Annotated in this window: 14 protein-coding genes; 4 read left to right on the forward strand and 10 right to left on the reverse strand. The window is 63.5% G+C overall.

Going from position 1 to position 17,396, the window contains the following annotated elements; genetic code table 11:
* Nucleotides 1-149 precede the first annotated feature (149 nt).
* The 7 genes from APH36_RS07060 to pilM all read right to left on the reverse strand — a co-directional run bounded on the left by APH36_RS07060 (nucleotide 150) and on the right by pilM (nucleotide 7,116).
* Nucleotides 150-1,763, reverse strand: coding sequence for an SPOR domain-containing protein (locus APH36_RS07060; protein WP_060498048.1), 1,614 nt, complete (start codon nucleotides 1,761-1,763; stop codon nucleotides 150-152).
* A 15-nt stretch (nucleotides 1,764-1,778) separates the two neighbouring features.
* Nucleotides 1,779-2,876 carry a 3-dehydroquinate synthase gene (gene aroB / locus APH36_RS07065; protein WP_060498049.1) on the reverse strand — a complete coding sequence of 366 codons (1,098 nt, stop codon included), beginning with the start codon at nucleotides 2,874-2,876 and terminating at the stop codon, nucleotides 1,779-1,781.
* A gap of 97 nt (nucleotides 2,877-2,973) precedes the next feature.
* Nucleotides 2,974-3,492 carry a shikimate kinase AroK gene (gene aroK / locus APH36_RS07070; protein WP_028698445.1) on the reverse strand — a complete coding sequence of 173 codons (519 nt, stop codon included), beginning with the start codon at nucleotides 3,490-3,492 and terminating at the stop codon, nucleotides 2,974-2,976.
* Between the two features lie 4 nt (nucleotides 3,493-3,496).
* Entirely contained in the window at nucleotides 3,497-4,765 is a 1,269-nt protein-coding gene (locus APH36_RS07075; protein WP_082426354.1) for a type IV pilus secretin PilQ, read from the reverse strand.
* Nucleotides 4,689-5,690: a pilus assembly protein PilP gene (locus APH36_RS07080; protein WP_060498096.1), complete on the reverse strand. Its 1,002-nt coding sequence runs from the start codon at nucleotides 5,688-5,690 to the stop codon at nucleotides 4,689-4,691. The genes APH36_RS07075 and APH36_RS07080 overlap by 77 nt, the downstream gene beginning before the upstream one ends.
* An 11-nt stretch (nucleotides 5,691-5,701) precedes the next feature.
* Entirely contained in the window at nucleotides 5,702-6,238 is a 537-nt protein-coding gene (locus APH36_RS07085; protein ID WP_060498051.1) for a PilN domain-containing protein, read from the reverse strand.
* A complete protein-coding gene (pilM, locus tag APH36_RS07090; RefSeq protein ID WP_060498052.1) occupies nucleotides 6,235-7,116 on the reverse strand; it encodes a type IV pilus biogenesis protein PilM in 882 nt (293 codons plus the stop codon). Before pilM ends, APH36_RS07085 begins: the two co-directional genes overlap by 4 nt.
* Nucleotides 7,117-7,307: 191 nt before the next feature.
* Between pilM and APH36_RS07095 the strand changes: the two genes are divergently transcribed.
* Nucleotides 7,308-9,761: a penicillin-binding protein 1A gene (locus APH36_RS07095; RefSeq protein ID WP_060498053.1), complete on the forward strand. Its 2,454-nt coding sequence runs from the start codon at nucleotides 7,308-7,310 to the stop codon at nucleotides 9,759-9,761.
* 149 nt (nucleotides 9,762-9,910) lie between these two features.
* On the opposite strand, the gene APH36_RS07100 is transcribed toward APH36_RS07095, so the two are convergent.
* The 3 genes from APH36_RS07100 to rpmE all read right to left on the reverse strand — a co-directional run bounded on the left by APH36_RS07100 (nucleotide 9,911) and on the right by rpmE (nucleotide 12,397).
* Nucleotides 9,911-11,179 (reverse strand): malic enzyme-like NAD(P)-binding protein, encoded by a 1,269-nt coding sequence (locus tag APH36_RS07100; RefSeq protein WP_060498054.1) that lies wholly within the window; start codon nucleotides 11,177-11,179, stop codon nucleotides 9,911-9,913.
* A 178-nt stretch (nucleotides 11,180-11,357) separates the two neighbouring features.
* Complete coding sequence (locus APH36_RS07105) at nucleotides 11,358-12,179, reverse strand: thermonuclease family protein (protein ID WP_060498055.1); 822 nt, start codon at nucleotides 12,177-12,179, stop codon at nucleotides 11,358-11,360.
* Between the two features lie 2 nt (nucleotides 12,180-12,181).
* Nucleotides 12,182-12,397, reverse strand: coding sequence for a 50S ribosomal protein L31 (gene rpmE, locus APH36_RS07110; RefSeq protein WP_012274639.1), 216 nt, complete (start codon nucleotides 12,395-12,397; stop codon nucleotides 12,182-12,184).
* Nucleotides 12,398-12,564: 167 nt separating this feature from the next.
* Between rpmE and APH36_RS07115 the strand changes: the two genes are divergently transcribed.
* From APH36_RS07115 to APH36_RS07125, 3 genes are all read left to right on the forward strand, one after another.
* On the forward strand, nucleotides 12,565-14,784 hold the full coding sequence (locus APH36_RS07115; RefSeq protein ID WP_060498056.1) for a primosomal protein N': 2,220 nt from the start codon (nucleotides 12,565-12,567) through the stop codon (nucleotides 14,782-14,784).
* 119 nt (nucleotides 14,785-14,903) lie between these two features.
* Nucleotides 14,904-16,640, forward strand: a complete 1,737-nt coding sequence (gene argS / locus APH36_RS07120) for an arginine--tRNA ligase (protein WP_060498057.1) — start codon at nucleotides 14,904-14,906, stop codon at nucleotides 16,638-16,640.
* Between the two features lies 1 nt (nucleotide 16,641).
* Nucleotides 16,642-17,340: an SPOR domain-containing protein gene (locus tag APH36_RS07125; RefSeq protein ID WP_060498058.1), complete on the forward strand. Its 699-nt coding sequence runs from the start codon at nucleotides 16,642-16,644 to the stop codon at nucleotides 17,338-17,340.
* Nucleotides 17,341-17,396 lie beyond the last annotated feature (56 nt).

Genomic DNA, 17,396 nt, shown 5'->3' on the forward strand with positions numbered 1-17,396 from the left:
AGTCTGAAGCGTTTCAGCCATGACTGCAAGTAAGGCTTGTGGCCGGCAGTCTGGGACAGAAAAGCCTGCCGCGTTAAAACGCAGCAGGCTAGTCGAAAGCTAGAATTCGCTTAGCTACTGGGCGGCGGGGTGATGCCGCCCGGAAGGTATCAGCGGGCCGAGGCCAGCTCTTGTTGGACGCTGGCGACGGTACGTGGCCAAGGTTTACCAGCCTGGACCTTCGCTGGCAAGTTCTTGATTGCCGCAACCGCTGCATCGCGGTTGGCGAAGCTGCCATAAGTCACGACGTACAACGGCTTGCCCTGCAGGTTTTTCTTGAAGTAGCGATAGTCGCCACCCTGGGCCTTGACGTACGCCTGGGCCGAAGCCTCGGAGCTGGTGCCGAGGATCTGCACCACATAGTTACCCGGCTTTTGCCCGGCGTACCAGCCACCGCTGCCACCACCGGATGCCGCTGGTTTTTCAGCCGGTTTGGCGGCTGGCTTGGCCACGGCAACCTGGGTCGGTGCTGGCGCAGGCCTGGCAGGTGCAACCGGTTTAACCGGCTGGGTTGCGACGGGTTTCGGCGCAGGCGCCACCGGCTGCACTGGCTGGGCAGGCACACTGGCAACGGGCTGGGCAGGCGCAGGTGCCGGGCCGGCCGGCACGCCTTGCGGCGGGGCAATGGTGGTCACGGTGGGCGGTGGGTTGCCAGGCTGCAGGGCGGTGTCGCCTGCCGGGCTGCCTTCTTCACCTTCACCCATGCCTGCGGCCTGGGCCAGCGGTTCGCGCATCACCGGCTGGGACTGGCCCACCAAAGGCAGTGGCATCGGCTGGGACGAGCCAGAGAATTCGATGGCAGCACCTTGCTTGCCTTCGCCAAGCGGCAACTGTGCTTGGGCGGCTGGCGCATCGGCCGGCGCCTTGTCGCCTTTCTTGGGCATCAACACCGCGGCGCCAACGGCGACCACGACCACAGCGGACAGCGCGAGCACATGTTTTTTAGGCATCTTGAACCCCATGGATGGTCGCTTGGCCGTCGAGCGGCTGGCGATCATGGCTTCGATCAGAGTGTCACGGGCGACCTGGTTGATGTTGCCAGGCCAACCGTCGGAGTTTTCATGGATATCGACGATCTGTTCACGGCTGAACACCTCGATGCCCCGGCCAGCGCCTTCCAGACGCTGCTCCAGGTACTCACGGGTTTCCTCTTCACTGTAGGGGGCGAGCTCGATGATGTGGAAGCGTTCTTCCTCGATATTGAGCTCATCCAGCCCGGCAATCAGTGACGGTTCACCGAACAGGAACACATGCGGGCGCCCTTCCGGCACACCGGCCGCCAATTCCAGCAACGCTTGGAGTGCCGACTCGTCGAGTTGTTCCGCATCGTCCACCAGCAAATACACTTCCTGCCCGGTGAGTGCCAGTTGCACCACCTTGGACAGAATCGCCTGCACTTCAGCCTGGTCCACCCCCAGGTCCTGGGCGACCTGGGCCAGCATGCCGGAAGCATCGCTGGCACTGCGGGCAGACACCACCACGCTCTGCACCGCCTGTTTGTTGGTACTGGCCACCAGGGCCTGGCGCAGCAGCGACTTTCCGCTGCCCAGCGGGCCGCTGACTACCAGCATCAAGTGGCTGTAGCGTGCCAGATGGTGCAACTGGCCAAGCACGGGCTTGCGCTGGGCCGGGAAAAACTTGAAGCCGGGCACGCGGGGTGCGAACGGATCGTGGCTCAACTGGTAATGGTCGAGAAAGGCCTCATCGGCATGCAAACTGGTCATTGCGCTGTCACAACCTCAAAGCTGGGCCACGATCGCGCGGTAATCCGCCGACAGCGTGGCCTGTAGAATCTCTTTCGGATAGTCGTCGGTCACCACGGCCTCGCCCATCTGGCGCAGCAGCACCAGACGCAGACGACCGTCGAGCACCTTCTTGTCGACCGCCATGTGCTCCATGAAATGCGCCGGGGTCATTTCCTGTGGTGGCACCACCGGCAAACCTGCGTCCTGCAACAGGCGGATTCCGCGATCGCGCTCGGCCTGGTCGATCCAGCCAAGGCGCATGGACATTTCCAGGGCCATCGCCGTGCCCGCTGCCACGGCTTCGCCGTGCAGCCACACGCCGTAGCCCATGTGGGTCTCGATGGCATGCCCGAAGGTATGCCCCAGGTTCAGCGTGGCCCGTACGCCGGACTCACGCTCATCGGCCCCGACCACAGCAGCCTTTGCTGCGCAGGAACGACGAATGGCTTCAGTCAGGGCCACAGGGTCCAGGCCGCGCAGGGCCTGCATATTGTCTTCAAGCCAGGCGAGGAACGGCTTGTCGCAGATCAGGCCGTACTTGATCACTTCGGCCAGTCCAGCCGACAGCTCCCGCGCGGGCAGCGTCTTCAGGCTGGTGGTGTCGATCAGCACTGCATTGGGCTGATAGAAGGCACCGACCATGTTCTTGCCCAGCGGGTGGTTGATACCGGTCTTGCCGCCCACCGAGGAGTCGACCTGGGACAGCAGGGTGGTCGGCACCTGGATGAAATCGACACCACGCTGGTAGCAGGCGGCCGCGAAGCCGGCCATGTCACCGATGACACCGCCGCCCAGAGCGACCACGGTGGTGCGGCGATCATGGCGGGCGGTCAGCAGGCCATCGAATATCAGCTGCAGGGTTTCCCAGTTCTTGTAGGCCTCACCATCGGGCAACACCACTGGCAGCACCGAATAGGCGCCGAGGGTCTTGGTCAGGCGTTCGAGATACAGGGGCGCGACGGTCTCGTTGGAAACGATGGCGACTTGCCGGCCGGCAATGTGCGGTGCCAGCAGCTCGGGCTGGTCCAGCAAGCCTTCGCCAATGTAGATCGGGTAGCTACGCTCGCCCAGGTCGACCTTAAGTGTCTGCATGTATCCCCACAATGTACTTGGGCGCGGCGCCGTTCGGGCAACCTGCGCGGTAACGTTGAACCTCGCCTCGGCGCTGGTGGCCGAGAATAGTCCCGGGTTAACGGGGCGGCAACTGCTGCAAGCGCTCGAGAATGTCGATCACCACCATGCGCGGCGGCCGCTCGTCGGTTTCCACCACCAGGTCGGCGATCTCGCGGTAGAGCGGGTCACGCGCTTCCAGCAGGGCGCGCAAGGTCGCCTCGGGGTTGGCGGTGCGCAGCAGCGGGCGATTGCGGTCGCGCGCGGTACGGCCAACCTGCTGCTCCACCGAGGCGTGCAGGTAGATCACCCGACCACCCTGGTGCAATGCCTGGCGGTTGGCTTCGCGCATCACCGCGCCGCCGCCGGTGGCCAGGACCACGCCGTCAAGCGCGCACAGTTCGGCGATCATCGCTTGCTCGCGATCACGAAAACCCGGCTCGCCTTCCTTGTCGAAAATCCACGGGATATTGGCGCCGCACCGCAGTTCGATTTCCTTGTCGGAATCCTTGAACAGCAGGCGCAGCTCTTTGGCCAAAAGGCGTCCAATGGTGCTTTTACCAGCGCCCATGGGCCCCACAAGTATCAAATTTCGCACAGAATCAACGACTCACAGCAATCGCCTGGTCACTCATGATACGCGGAGTCAGGAAGACCAGCAGCTCGGATTTTTTCTCTTGTAATGCATCGCGTCGAAACAGCCGCCCAACATACGGCAGATCGCCGAAAAATGGCACCTTGTCGACCACATTGTTTTGCGAAGTCGAGTACACGCCACCAATCACGATCGTTTCACCGTCGGCCACGCGAACCTTGGCATTGACCTCGTTCTTGCGAATCGGCGGCACGTTGTTCAAGGCATTGACGTAATCCGGCTCGTCCTTGGTCACCCTGACGGTCATGATCACCTTATTGTCCGGGGTGATCTGCGGAGTCACCTCCAGCGACAGCGAGGCTTCGCGAAATGACACCGAGGTGGCGCCACTCTGACTGGTCTCCTGGTAAGGCACCTCGGTGCCTTTGAGGATCCTGGCCGTTTCCTTGTCGGCCGTTACCACTTTGGGCTGCGAAATGATCTCGCCGTTGCCGCTTTTTTCCATGGCGCTGAGCTCCAGGTCGAGCAACACGTCGCCACGCAGCAGGCCCAGACCGAGACTACTGCCCGCGCGCTCCACACCAAGATCGACAAACAGCTCCTGGCCCGGCCGCAGGTTTTCGCTATACAGCGGCCCGCCCCAGCGCACCCCCAGGCTTTTCTCGTAATCGACGTTGGCTTCAACGATACGCGCCTCGATCGCCACCTGGCGCACCGGCACGTCCAGTTGAGCAACCAGCTGCCGCAGTTCCGCCAGGCGGTCGGCGGGCTGGTACGCCACCAGTGTGTTGGTGCGCTCGTCGACTGCCAGGCTGCCTCTGGCAGTGAGGGTGCCGTCATCCGCCAGGCTGGTCAGCAATAGCTCAACCAACTCGGCGGCTTTGGCATGATGGATCGGTATCAGCTCACGGCGCAGCGGCTGCACCTGCGCATCCGGCTCCAGCCCCACGGGGGCATCGAACGGCTGCGCGGCAAACGCTGCCGCAGGTGCCACCAGCAGTACATTACCCTCCTGCCGCCGGGCCAGCCCCTTGCTTCGCAACACCAGGTCGAGTGCCTGATCCCAAGGTACATCCTGTAAACGCAAGGTGACGTTGCCTTGTACGTCGTCACCCGCAACCAGGTTGACGCCCGCATAATCAGCCAGTACCTGCAGCACCGAGCGCACTTCCACATCCTGGAAGTTCAACGACAGGGGCTCACCCTGGTAAGGCATCGCCGACGCCAGCGGGATCGGCAGCAGGGCTGCCAACACCCATTTCATCAACATTTTCATTCTGGTCCAGGGCCTCCTTGCCCAGGCGCTTTGCAAGGGTGATAAACGCTGTGCGCTCGTGCCACACCCCCGCCATGAATAGCCGTTCGCGTACCTCGACCTGGCCTTGGTCGACCCGCTCCACCACACCGTGGTTACGCCCTAAACGCTCGCCTTCCCGAACCCTATAGAGCCTGCCAGCCGCCATCAGCAGCGCCTCGTGCGACATCCCGCGCGACAGGCTGCCGACCATTTCCAGTTGCGCCAACGGCACACTGCCCAGCCCAAAGCCGGCCATTCGTCTCGCTGCTGGCGTGAAGGGGTCAACCACAGGTTCTGGTGTGGCGGCCCTGGCCGAGGTGCGTGCAAACGCCTCGGGTGCCGGCACCGGTGCGGCTGCCTCGAAGGCCTCTACACGCAGTTGCAGGCGCAAAAGCCTTGGCTGCCCCTCGACAATAGAAAGGTTGATGTCGCCACTGCGCAGCAGGCGCGCCTGGCCCAGCCAGTCGTGCAGCCATTGACGCAAGGCCGTGTAAGGCCCCATCACCTGCACCTGCAGGGGTGTTTTACGGTAGCCTGCCTGCTGCTCGCTTTCATGCACATCGAACCGCTCGACCAGGAGGCCGTGCGCATGCCCCGACGAAGCCAGGCTGCCGAGCAAGTCGCTCATGTCCTCCCCGCTGGCCAGGTGCCAGTGAGCCTCCAGCAACGCTTGCTCGGCAACAATCAGCGCTGCCCGCAGTTGCTCCAGCTCGACCCGCTTCGCCGTGCTGGCTGACTGCTGTTCGTCTAATAAGGCTTGCCTGGACGCCTCCTGTCCCTGTTGCTGGAGCGCTGCTGGCAGGCGCAACGCGCAACCCAGACCGAACACCAGCACAGCGACCATGGCTGGCGCCAGGCACCTGATACGCCTGGAGTGCTCGGCGACCGCCAGCCAGGCAAAGATCGGCGCCACATTCACGACCAGAACGCCGAAACGCGCGCAGCCAACAGAAACTCATCGCCACCCGGCACGCTCCTGATGCGCTTGAGTTCCAGGTCGAGCAGAACACGCGAATGTTCCAGGTCGCGCATGAACTGCGCAACCACGGCGCCGGAGGTAGCCAGCCCGGCCAGCTGCAAATGGCCGTTTTCCAGGCTGAGGTCAAGAAGCTGCACGCCCATCGGCAGCGCCCCTTCGAGGTCAGTGAACACATCACCCAGAATGCCCTGCTGAGTGCGCAAACGCTCAAGCGCAGCCAAACGCTCCAGCAGCGCCTGATGCTGTGCACGCACATCATCCAACGGCCGCAATTGCTCGGCCAGGCGATCGAGCGCGGCCTGTTGCCGGGTGTTGGACAGCGCCTGTTGCTGCCCGCGCTGACGGGCCAACTGGTCGACCAGCATCACCGCGCACAGCGCCAGAATGGCGCCAGCGACCAACCGGGAGCGAAAACGCCGAAGCGTGGCCTGGCGCTGCCGCTCACGCCAAGGCAGCAGGTTCAGTCGCATCATGGCCGCAATCCTCCATAAGCGAGGGCGCAAGCCAGCAGCATCGACCCGTCGACATGCTCAAACCCGGCCCGGCCAGGCAAATGCCGGCACGTCGTTTTCAGTTGACGGCCCAGGCTTTGCAGCCAGTCAGGATCCAGCGAACAACTGCTGGTTATCCACAGGCCCGCAGGCAAATGCTCATCGGCAAGCAGCCTATGCAGCGCCTCCGACAGCGGCCCCATCCCCTTCTGCCCCTGCGTTTGCAATTCACGCCGCTGGCTGGGCCGACCGGGATGCCAGTCATACAGAACTGCACCATGTGCCTCTACACGCAGTAATGCTGAGCCTTCGAAGCACCCCTGAGGCAACATGCGGCACAGGGCGATGTTATCGACCTCGACGGCTTCCAGCTGCAACCCTGCCTCGTCGACGATAGCCTCCAGTGACACCAACGCACTTTGCCGGCATGCGGCCACCATCACCTCGGCGCATCCCGGTTGCACGCGAGACGCCCCCAACACCTGAAAATCCAGGGCCAGGTCCTCCAGCGGAAACGGAAACAGTCGCTCGGCATCGGCCAGCAACTGCGCCTCCAGCTCTACACCAGCCTGCTCCATCGGCAGATGGCACAGCTTGCAGATCACCTGGTTGGCGGGTAACGCCAACGCTACCCGTCGTTGCCTGAGACCACTGCGCCGGTAGGCACGACGCAAGGCTGCCACCACCGCAGCGGGCTCCGTAGTCCAATCATTGCCCGCCGCTGACTCGAACGGTTCCTGAGCCGAGGCAAGCACCCGACAACGCCGGCTGCGCTGCTGAAGCTGCACAACCCGGACAGCGTCCGGGGCAATTTCTACCCCCACCAGTGAACCGGCATCCTTGCCGAAGCGTCCTAACATCGCGGCTTCCTTGCTGCGTGTCGCAGCGATCTGTCGCAACCCCGCGGTAACACTGGGCCAGGGCTGCTCATCGGGGCAACGGGCAGCCTGGCCGGTAACCCGGAGAGGCGAAAAAATGCTTATAATGCCCAGCGTTTTCTGGTCCGCCGGACCTGCGTGCAATCCACTCTCAACCTGGACACCGAAAAGCCTTGATACGTCTGCTGAAGTTCTTCTGGTGGTCTTCCGTCGCAGTCATCTGCGCGCTCGTACTCGGTGTGAGCGGTGCGTTTCTGTATCTTAGCCCCAGCCTGCCCTCGGTCGAGTCGCTCAGAAGCATCCAGTTGCAGATCCCCCTCCGGGTGTACAGCAGCGATGGCAAGCTGATTGCCGAGTTTGGCGAAATGCGCCGCTCGCCGATCCGCTTCGCGGAAATTCCGCCACAGTTCATTCAGGCACTTCTGTCAGCCGAGGATGACAATTTCCTCAACCACTACGGTGTCGACCCCAGCAGCCTGATGCGCGCGGCGACCCAGCTGGTAAAAACCGGGCATATCCAGACCGGCGGCAGCACCATCACCATGCAGGTGGCGAAAAACTTCTTCCTCACCAGCGAACGCAGCTTCTCGCGCAAGACCAACGAGATCCTGCTGGCCCTGCAGATCGAGCGCGAGCTGACCAAGGACGAGATCCTCGAGCTGTACGTGAACAAGATCTACCTGGGCAACCGCGCCTACGGCATCGACGCTGCCGCGCAGGTGTATTACGGCAAGTCGATCCGCGACGTGAGCCTGGCGCAGATGGCCATGATCGCTGGCCTGCCCAAAGCACCGTCACGCTTCAATCCACTGGCCAACCCGGTGCGCGCCAAGGAGCGCCGCGACTGGATCCTTGGCCGCATGTACAAGCTGGGCAAGATCGACGAAGCCAGCTACCAGGCTGCCCTGGCCGAGCCGCTCAATGCGAGCTATCACGTGCCGACGCCTGAGGTGAATGCCCCCTACATCGCTGAAATGGCCCGCGCGGAGATGGTCGGCCGTTACGGCAGCGACGCCTACACCGAAGGCTTCCGCGTCACCACCACGGTGCCCAGCGACATGCAGGAAATGGCCAACAAGGCCATCCTCAACGGCCTCTCCGACTACGACGAGCGCCACGGTTACCGCGGCCCCGAAGCCCGCTTCCCGGGCCGCACCCAGGCAGCCTGGCTACAGGAACTGGGCAAGCAGCGCATCCTTGGGGGCCTGGAGCCGGCCATCGTCACCCATGTCGAGAAAACCGGCCTAAAGGTGCTGACCCGCGACGGCCAGCAAGCCGAGGTTGCCTGGGACACCATGAAGTGGGCGCGTCCGTTCATAAACAGCAACGCCCAGGGCCGTACACCGCAGTCGCCGGCCGACGTGGCCCAGGTCGGCGACCTCGTGCGCCTGCAGCGGCTGGACGATGGCAAGCTCAAGTTCAGCCAGGTGCCTGGCGCACAAAGCGCACTGGTCACCCTCGACCCTTACAACGGCGCCATTCGTGCGCTGGTTGGCGGCTTCTCATTCGAGCAGAGCAACTACAACCGCGCCATGCAGGCCAAGCGCCAACCGGGTTCGAGCTTCAAGCCATTCATCTACAGTGCCGCACTGGACAGCGGCTACACGGCAGCCACCCTGGTCAACGATGCGCCGATCGTGTTCGTCGACGAGTCGGTGGATAAAGTGTGGCGGCCGAAGAACGATACCAACACCTTCCTCGGCCCGATCCGCATGCGCGAAGCGCTGTACAAGTCGCGTAACCTGGTGTCGATCCGCTTGCTGCAGGCCATGGGTGTAGACCGCACCATCGACTACATTGCCAAGTTCGGTTTCAACAAGCAGGACCTGCCACGCAACCTGTCGCTGGCCCTGGGCACCGCCACCCTGACCCCGATGGAAATCGCCACCGGCTGGAGCACATTCGCCAACGGCGGCTACAAGATCACCCCGTACCTGATCGACCGCATCGAAAGCCGCAGCGGCGAAACGCTGTTCACCGCCAACCCGGCCCGCGTACCGCAGGGTGCCGAGGACCAGGCAGGCCTGGCCGCACCCGAACAGCCGATCAGCACCGCCGCCATGCCAGGTGAGGCGCCACCGGCCTTCAGCCAGGTTGCGAATGCACCACAAGCACCTGCGGTGGCCGAACAAATCATCGACGGGCGCACCACCTACATCCTCACCAGCATGCTGCAGGACGTGATCAAGCGCGGCACCGGCCGCCGGGCGCTGGCACTGGGCCGCACCGACCTGGCGGGCAAGACAGGCACCACCAACGAATCCAAGGACGCCTGGTTCTCCGGCTACAACGCCGATTACGTGACCACCGTGTGGGTCGGTTTCGACCAGCCGGAAACCCTCGGCCGTCGCGAATACGGCGGTACGGCGGCCTTGCCGATCTGGATGAGCTTCATGGGCGCGGCACTGAAGGACAAGCCGAATCACGCACCGGCAGAACCGGAAGGCATCCTTAGCCTGCGGGTCGACCCGGTCAGTGGCCGCGCTGCCTCGCCGAGTACGCCGAATGCGTACTTCGAGCTGTTCAAGGCCGAAGATTCGCCACCGTCGGTGGATGAGCTGGGCAATGGCGCAGCACCGGGCAGCCCGCTGCCAGCCGATGAAGCGGCGCCGATGGATCTGTTCTGAGGCTGGGTGCCTGACTCAGGTTTTGCGTGGGCGCGTAAATCGAGCGCCGCGCGGGCGGCGCTCGATCCTCCAGGCGCTCCAAATGTCCCGGCCAATAAAAAGCCCCGGCTCATACGAGCCGGGGCTTTTTCATGTCGCTACAGCGGCAATCAGCCGTTGAACACGTCATCCACGCTGGTCAGCGGGTAGTGCTTCGGATACGGCAGGGTAGCGACGCCGGATTCGATGGCGGCCTTGGCCACAGCGTCGGAAACGACGGTGATCAGACGTGCATCCAGCGGCTTCGGAATGATGTACTCACGGCCGAACTCCAGGCCTTCGACGCCGTAGGCTTCGCACACTTCCTTCGGCACTGGCAGCTTGGCCAGGTCTTTCAGGGCGATAGCGGCAGCGATCTTCATTTCTTCGTTGATGCGCTTGGCGCGAACGTCCAGAGCGCCACGGAAGATGAACGGGAAGCCCAGCACGTTGTTGACCTGGTTCGGGTAGTCGGAACGCCCGGTGGCCATGATCACGTCGTTACGGGTGGCGTGCGCCAGCTCTGGCGAGATTTCCGGGTCCGGGTTCGAGCAAGCGAACACGATCGGGTTGGCCGCCATCGACTTCAGGCCTTCCGGGCTCAGCAGGTTCGGGCCGGACAGGCCTACGAACACGTCTGCACCGTTCAGGGCATCAGCCAGGGTGCGCTTGTCGGTAGCGTGGGCGAACTGCGCCTTGTACTGGTTCAGGTCGTCACGGCCAGCGTGAATCACGCCGCTGCGGTCGATCATGTAGATGTTCTCGACCTTGGCACCCATGCTCACCAGCAGCTTCATGCAGGAGATAGCGGCTGCACCAGCACCCAGGCAGACGATCTTGGCGTCTTCCAGCTTCTTGCCGGCGATTTCCAGGGCGTTGATCATGCCGGCTGCGGTCACGATGGCGGTACCGTGCTGGTCATCGTGGAATACCGGAATGTCGCACTGTTCGATCAGGGTGCGCTCGATCTCGAAGCACTCAGGCGCCTTGATGTCTTCGAGGTTGATGCCACCGAAGGTGATCGAAATACGGCGAACGGTGTCGATGAACGCTTGCGGGCTTTCCGATTCGACTTCGATGTCGAACACGTCGATACCGGCGAAACGCTTGAACAGAACACCCTTGCCTTCCATGACCGGCTTGGAAGCCAGTGGGCCGAGGTCGCCCAGACCGAGGATGGCGGTGCCATCGGAAATCACCGCAACCAGGTTGCCTTTGCCGGTGTATTTGTAAGCCAGCTCTGGATCACGGCCGATTTCACGCACGGGCTCTGCAACACCTGGGCTGTAGGCCAGGGCGAGGTCACGGGCGGTGGCAGTGGGCTTGGAGAGCTCGACGCTCAGTTTCCCCGGACGAGGTTGAGCGTGGTATTCGAGAGCGGCGGTTTTCAGGTCTGACATGGTGGGCATTCCGCTATTTACTGTTCTGACGGACCGCCGAGGATACGCAAAGAGCCGGGGAGTCACAAGACTGGTCGGTCACTTGTGTCAAGGCCTTTAGCCTACGACTTTACGCTATAACCCACGGGGGCATACGGCTCACAGTGTGTACAATCCAATAGGGAAATGTCTACATCTTTTAGCCTGAAATACGTTCCAACATGCTCGGATCGGTCAATGGCAACACCCAGCGTCGCTGCCCGGGCTTCAGGCCGCCCTTGCGGGAACGATCAAGCACCCAGCCACGCGCCTCGACCTGGCGTCCCTTGAGGTTATCGAAGAAGCTGGGGGGGAAGTTGCGTTGCAGACGAGCGGGAACCTGCAGCACCACGGCGTCGTCCAGCGTCAGCCAGACACCGCCACGGTTGCGTTCGATACCCTCGATGCGGCCACTAACCACAGCAAAACCCGCCTGTCTGACCTCCCCTGCCGGCACCACGGGCGAACGGCGCCACAAGCCGCTGCCTGCCTTGCGTGCCGCTTGCTCGGCAAGTTGCTGGCAACCGCTGAGACGTACATTCGGGGCAACTGCCACGCGGTAGCCCAAACCCTCACTCAGCAACTGTGCTTCCAGATTGTCGCCATTGCGACCGTAGATATGCGCCAGTGTGCGGCCATATTTGTCTTTGGCCTCAACGCCGGGCACCAACCCGACACGCCCATCACTGGCCTTGACCAGCGCCTGCAAGCGTCGCTTCGCGGCCTCGGCATAAGGCTCGCTGGTGCGCCCGTTGCGGCCAATTTCCGGGGCGTTGATGCCAATCAGGCGTACACTGCGGCCATCGGCCAGGCGCACGGTATCGCCATCCACCACCTGGCGCACCAGCACCTGCTGTGGCTGCTGCGGCAGCGGGCAGAATGCCATGGCGGGAAAGGCCCAGATGACGCCCATAAAAAAAGCGCCCACAAGGGGCGCCTTTTTTTGCAGCATTGCGAAACCTGAGGGGTTCGCCATGCGCATGATTACTTCTTGGTACCGAACATACCGAAGCGATCGGCGAACTTCTGTACGCGGCCGCCGGTGTCCAGGACTTTCTGCTTACCGGTGTAGAACGGGTGGCACAGGTTGCAAACGTCGATCGACAGGACATTGCCCAGGGTCGAACGGGTTTCGAACTTGTTGCCGCAGCTGCAGGTGACTGCAACTACTTCGTAGTTCGGGTGGATACCTTCTTTCATGGTCACTTCCTCGAGCTGCGTGCCGCCACCCAACACCAATTGTTGAATACCGCACGTAATTAGGCGGCGAATAATACCAGAGCACAGCGTCAGTGCAAGATGTCGCTTGCACCGACCGTCGTCTGCTAGGCTCGCCAATTCTTGTAACGCCCTCCGAGACTTTTTGCGTGTCCGACGTCATCCTGCGCCTTGCCCTGCCCTCCCCGCTGCGCCGCCTGTTCGACTACAAGGCGCCGGCGAGCATGGCGCGCCAGGCCTTGACCCCGGGCATGCGCATCCGCGTGCCCTTTGGCCGCCGCGAAATGATCGGTGTGCTGGTGGAGGTATGCGCACAGAGCGAAGTGCCTGCCGACAAGCTGAAACCGGCCAGCGCCCTGCTCGACCCGGTGTCCCCCATCCCGGCGTCGCTGTTCAAGCTGTGCCTGTGGACCGCCCAGTACTACCAGCACAGCCTGGGCGACACCCTGAGCTGGGCCTTGCCCACGCTGCTGCGCCAGGGCGAACCCGCCGAAATGCGCCAGGAGCGCTTCTGGCACATTGCCCCCGGCGCACGCCTGGAAGACCCTCGCATTGCCCGCGCGCCGCGCCAGCGCGACGCCCTCAAGACCCTGGCCCAGCACCCGCATGGCGTAGCCCACACCCTGCTGGCCAAGCTCAACCTGAACAAGGACAGCCTCGACCTGCTACTGGCCAAGGAACTGGTACAGGTCGAGGTCCGTCGCCACTTGCCGGCACTGCGCCACGAACACTGGCTGGCACAACCGGAACTGCCGCTCAACGAAGAACAACGCGATGCCTTCGACGCCGTACGCGAGGGTTTTGGCGGCTTCGGCGCGTTCCTGCTGGCCGGCGTCACCGGCAGCGGCAAGACCGAGGTCTACCTGCAACTGATCCGCGAAACCCTGGAAGCCGGCAAGCAGGCGCTGGTACTGATCCCCGAAATCAACCTCGGCCCGCAAACCCTGGCGCGCTTCGAACAACGCTTCAACGCCCGCATCGCGCTGCTGCATTCGGCGGTGAACGACCGCGAACGCCTGGACGCCTGGCTGGCGGCGCGTGACGGCGAGGCCGACATCATCATCGGCACTCGCTCGGCGCTGTTCACGCCAATGAAAAACCCCGGCCTGATCATCATCGACGAGGAGCACGACGGTTCCTATAAACAGCAGGAGGGCCTGCGCTACCACGCCCGCGACCTGGCACTGGTGCGTGCCCACCAGGAAAACATCCCGATCCTGCTCGGCTCCGCCACGCCGTCGCTGGAAACGCTGCACAACGCCCTGACCGGCCGCTACCGCCTGCTGCGCATGAACCAGCGCGCCGGCGGCGCACGCCCGCCACGCATGCTGCGCCTGGACGTGAAGAGCCTGCCGCTGGACAGCGGTATCAGCGGCCCGTTGCAACAAGCCATCCGCCAGACCCTGGAAGCCGGCCAGCAAGTGCTGGTGTTCCTCAACCGCCGCGGCTTCGCCCCGACCCTGCTGTGCCACGATTGCGGCTGGCTGTCCGAATGCCCACGTTGCGACGCGCGCATGACCGTGCATCAACGCTCCGGCGTACTGCGCTGCCACCACTGCGGTTATGACGAGCGCCTGCCGCACCAGTGCCCGCAATGCAACCACGTGGACCTGCGCCCGGTCGGCGCTGGCACCGAGCGCGCCGAAGAACGCCTGAAGGTGCTGTTCCCGGACTACCCGATACTGCGGGTGGACCGCGACAGCACGGCGCGCAAGGACGCCATGCACAACCTGTTCAGTACCATCCAGCGTGGCCAGCCGAGCATCCTTGTGGGCACGCAGATGCTTGCCAAGGGTCACCATTTCCCACGGGTTACCCTGGTGGCCATCCTCGACGCCGATGGCGGGCTGTTCTCGGGTGATTTCCGCGCCAGCGAACGCATGGCGCAGTTGATCGTGCAGGTGGCCGGGCGTGCCGGGCGTGCCGAGGAGCCTGGCAAGGTCATCATTCAGACCCACTTGGCCGACCACCCGCTGCTGGTGCAGCTTACCGAACAGGGCTACTTCGCCTTTGCCGAACAGGCCCTGGACGAGCGCCGCGCCGCCGGTTTGCCACCTTATTCTCATTTGGCGCTGTTGCGTGCCGAAGCGCACAAGCCGGGGCAGGCCGAAGGCTTCCTCGATGAAGCCTGCGCCGCGGCCGAACGCCTGGTGGCCGAACAACGCCTGCCGGGTATCGAACTGCTAGGCCCAGTACCGGCGCCCATGGAGCGCCGCGCCGGGCGCTTCCGTGCGCAACTGTTGATACAGGCCAATACCCGGGCGCCATTGCATCGACTGATCAGCGCCTGGTTGCTAGTGTTGGAGCAGATGCCGAGCGGGCGCCAGGTGCGCTGGTCACTGGATGTCGACCCGGTCGATCTGTACTGACGTCCGGGCTGCTTTGCAGCCCCAAAGGTTGGCAACCCGCTCCCAGCCACGGATAATGCCCAGTTTTTCCACCTGCGCATCCAGGCGCTCACCGCGCTTGCGGTCGAAAAGAGATCCCCATGAAAGACACCATTCGCCAGCTGATCCAGCAAGCCCTCACCCAACTCGTCACCGACGGTGTGCTGCCTGAAGGGCTGTCGCCGGCGATTCAGGTGGAAAACGCCCGGGACAAGACCCACGGCGATTTCGCCAGCAACATCGCCATGATGCTGGCCAAGCAGGCGGGCATGAAGCCGCGTGACCTGGCCGAAAAGCTGATCAATGCCCTGCCGGCCAGCGCCGACATCAGCAAGGTCGAGATTGCCGGCCCTGGTTTCCTCAACTTCTTCCAGAACACCGACGCCCTGGCCAACCGCCTGGACGCTGCCCTGGCCGACGCCCACCTGGGCGTGCGCAAGGCCGGCCCGAGCGAGAAAGTCGTCATCGACATGTCGGCGCCGAACCTGGCGAAAGAGATGCACGTCGGCCACCTGCGTTCGACCATCATCGGTGATAGCGTGGCTCGCGTACTGGAATTCCTGGGTGACAACGTCATTCGCCAGAACCACGTCGGCGACTGGGGTACCCAGTTCGGCATGCTGATGGCCTACCTGCAGGAAAGCCCGATCACCAGCGACGAGCTGTCGGACCTGGAAAACTTCTACCGCGCCGCCAAGAAGCGCTTTGACGAGTCGGAAGAGTTCGCCACCCGCGCCCGCGGCCTGGTGGTCAAGCTGCAGGCCGGCGACCCGGACTGCCTGGCCCTGTGGACGCGCTTCAAGGACATCTCGCTGTCGCACTGCCAGAAGACCTACGAGCTGCTCAACGTCAAGCTGACCATGGCCGACGTGATGGGCGAAAGCGCCTACAACGACGACCTGGCCAACGTGGTGGCCGACCTCAAGGCCAAAGGCCTGCTGGTCGAAGACCAGGGCGCCCAGTGCGTGTTCCTCGAAGAGTTCAAGAACAGCGAAGGCGAGCCACTGCCGGTCATCGTGCAGAAGGCTGACGGCGGCTACCTCTATGCCACCACCGACCTGGCCGCCGTGCGCTACCGTAGCAACGTGCTCAAGGCCGACCGCGCCCTGTACTTCGTCGACCAGCGCCAGGCCCTGCACTTCAACCAGGTGTTCGAAGTGGCACGCCGTGCAGGCTTTGTCGGCCACCCGATGCAGATGGAACACATGGGCTTCGGCACCATGAACGGCGCCGACGGCCGCCCGTTCAAGACCCGTGACGGCGGCACCGTGAAGCTGATCGACCTGCTTACCGAGGCCAAGGAACGCGCCTATGCGCTGGTCAAGGAAAAGAACCCTAGCCTGGCCGACGAAGACCTGCGCCACATCGGTGAAGTGGTAGGCATCGGCGCGGTGAAATACGCTGACCTGTCCAAGCACCGCACCAGCGACTACAGCTTCAACTTCGAGCTGATGCTCAACTTCGAAGGCAACACCGCCCCTTACCTGCTGTACGCCTACACCCGCGTGGCTGGCGTGTTCCGCAAGCTGGGCAAGGGCTTTGACGAAGTCGACGGCAACATCGTGCTGCAGGCTGCCCACGAGCAGGACCTGGCCGCACGCCTGGCGCAGTTTGGCGAAATCCTCAACAACGTCGCTGACAAGGGCACGCCGCACGTACTGTGCAGCTACCTGTACGACCTGGCCGGCCTGTTCTCCAGCTTCTACGAGAACTGCCCGATCCTCGCTGCGGACACCCCAGAGCAGCAGCAAAGCCGCCTGCGCCTGGCCGCCCTGACCGGCCGCACCCTCAAACAAGGTCTGGAACTGCTCGGCCTGGAAACCCTGGAGCGCATGTAAGTTGGCTGCCAAGAAAAAACCCGCACCCAAGCGCGGTGCCAGCCGCCAGACGGCGCCGGCCAAACAGCCGATCCCCGGCTGGGTATGGCTGGCCGTCGGCCTGACCGTAGGCGCATTCATCGTGTTCCTGATGAAGCTCGAACCTGGTAGCGAAGACATCAAGCGCGCCAAGCCCGAGCAGCAAAAACCTGAGAAAGTGGCCGAAGCGAGCAAGGCAGCGCAGCCCTCCCCGCAGCAGCCGGTGAAGCCGAAATACGACTTCTACACCCTGCTGCCGGAGTCCGAGGTGATCGTGCCGCCAGAGGCCGTGCCGGAGAAAACGCCACCGGTGCCGGCCCAGCCGGTCACCCCGGTGACGCCAGCAGAAGCGGCGAAAATCGACACCGCACGGGCCCAGGCGGCCCTGCTCGGCCAGACCCCGCCGCCAGCACCACCGGTGATCAAGCCCGCGGCCACCACCCAGTACTTCCTGCAGGCCGGCTCGTTCCGCAAGCAGGCCGATGCCGACAAAGTGCGCGCGCAGATCATCCTGCTGGGCCAGTCAGTGAAGGTGGAGTCGGGTGCGGTCAAGGACGAAACCTGGTACCGCGTGCTGGTGGGCCCGTTCAGCAACCGCGAGCAGCTGACCGGGGCGCAAAAGCAATTGTCCGGGGCAGGGTTCAGCAACCTGTTGCTGCAGCAGCGACAAACCCGCCAGTAACAAAAAAGGCCTTGCCGCTTCTATGCGACAAGGCCTTTTTTGTGGGCGCTACCGGC

The organism is Pseudomonas sp. NBRC 111133 (assembly GCF_001320605.1).
GTDB classification, from domain to species: Bacteria; Pseudomonadota; Gammaproteobacteria; order Pseudomonadales; family Pseudomonadaceae; genus Aquipseudomonas; species Aquipseudomonas monteilii.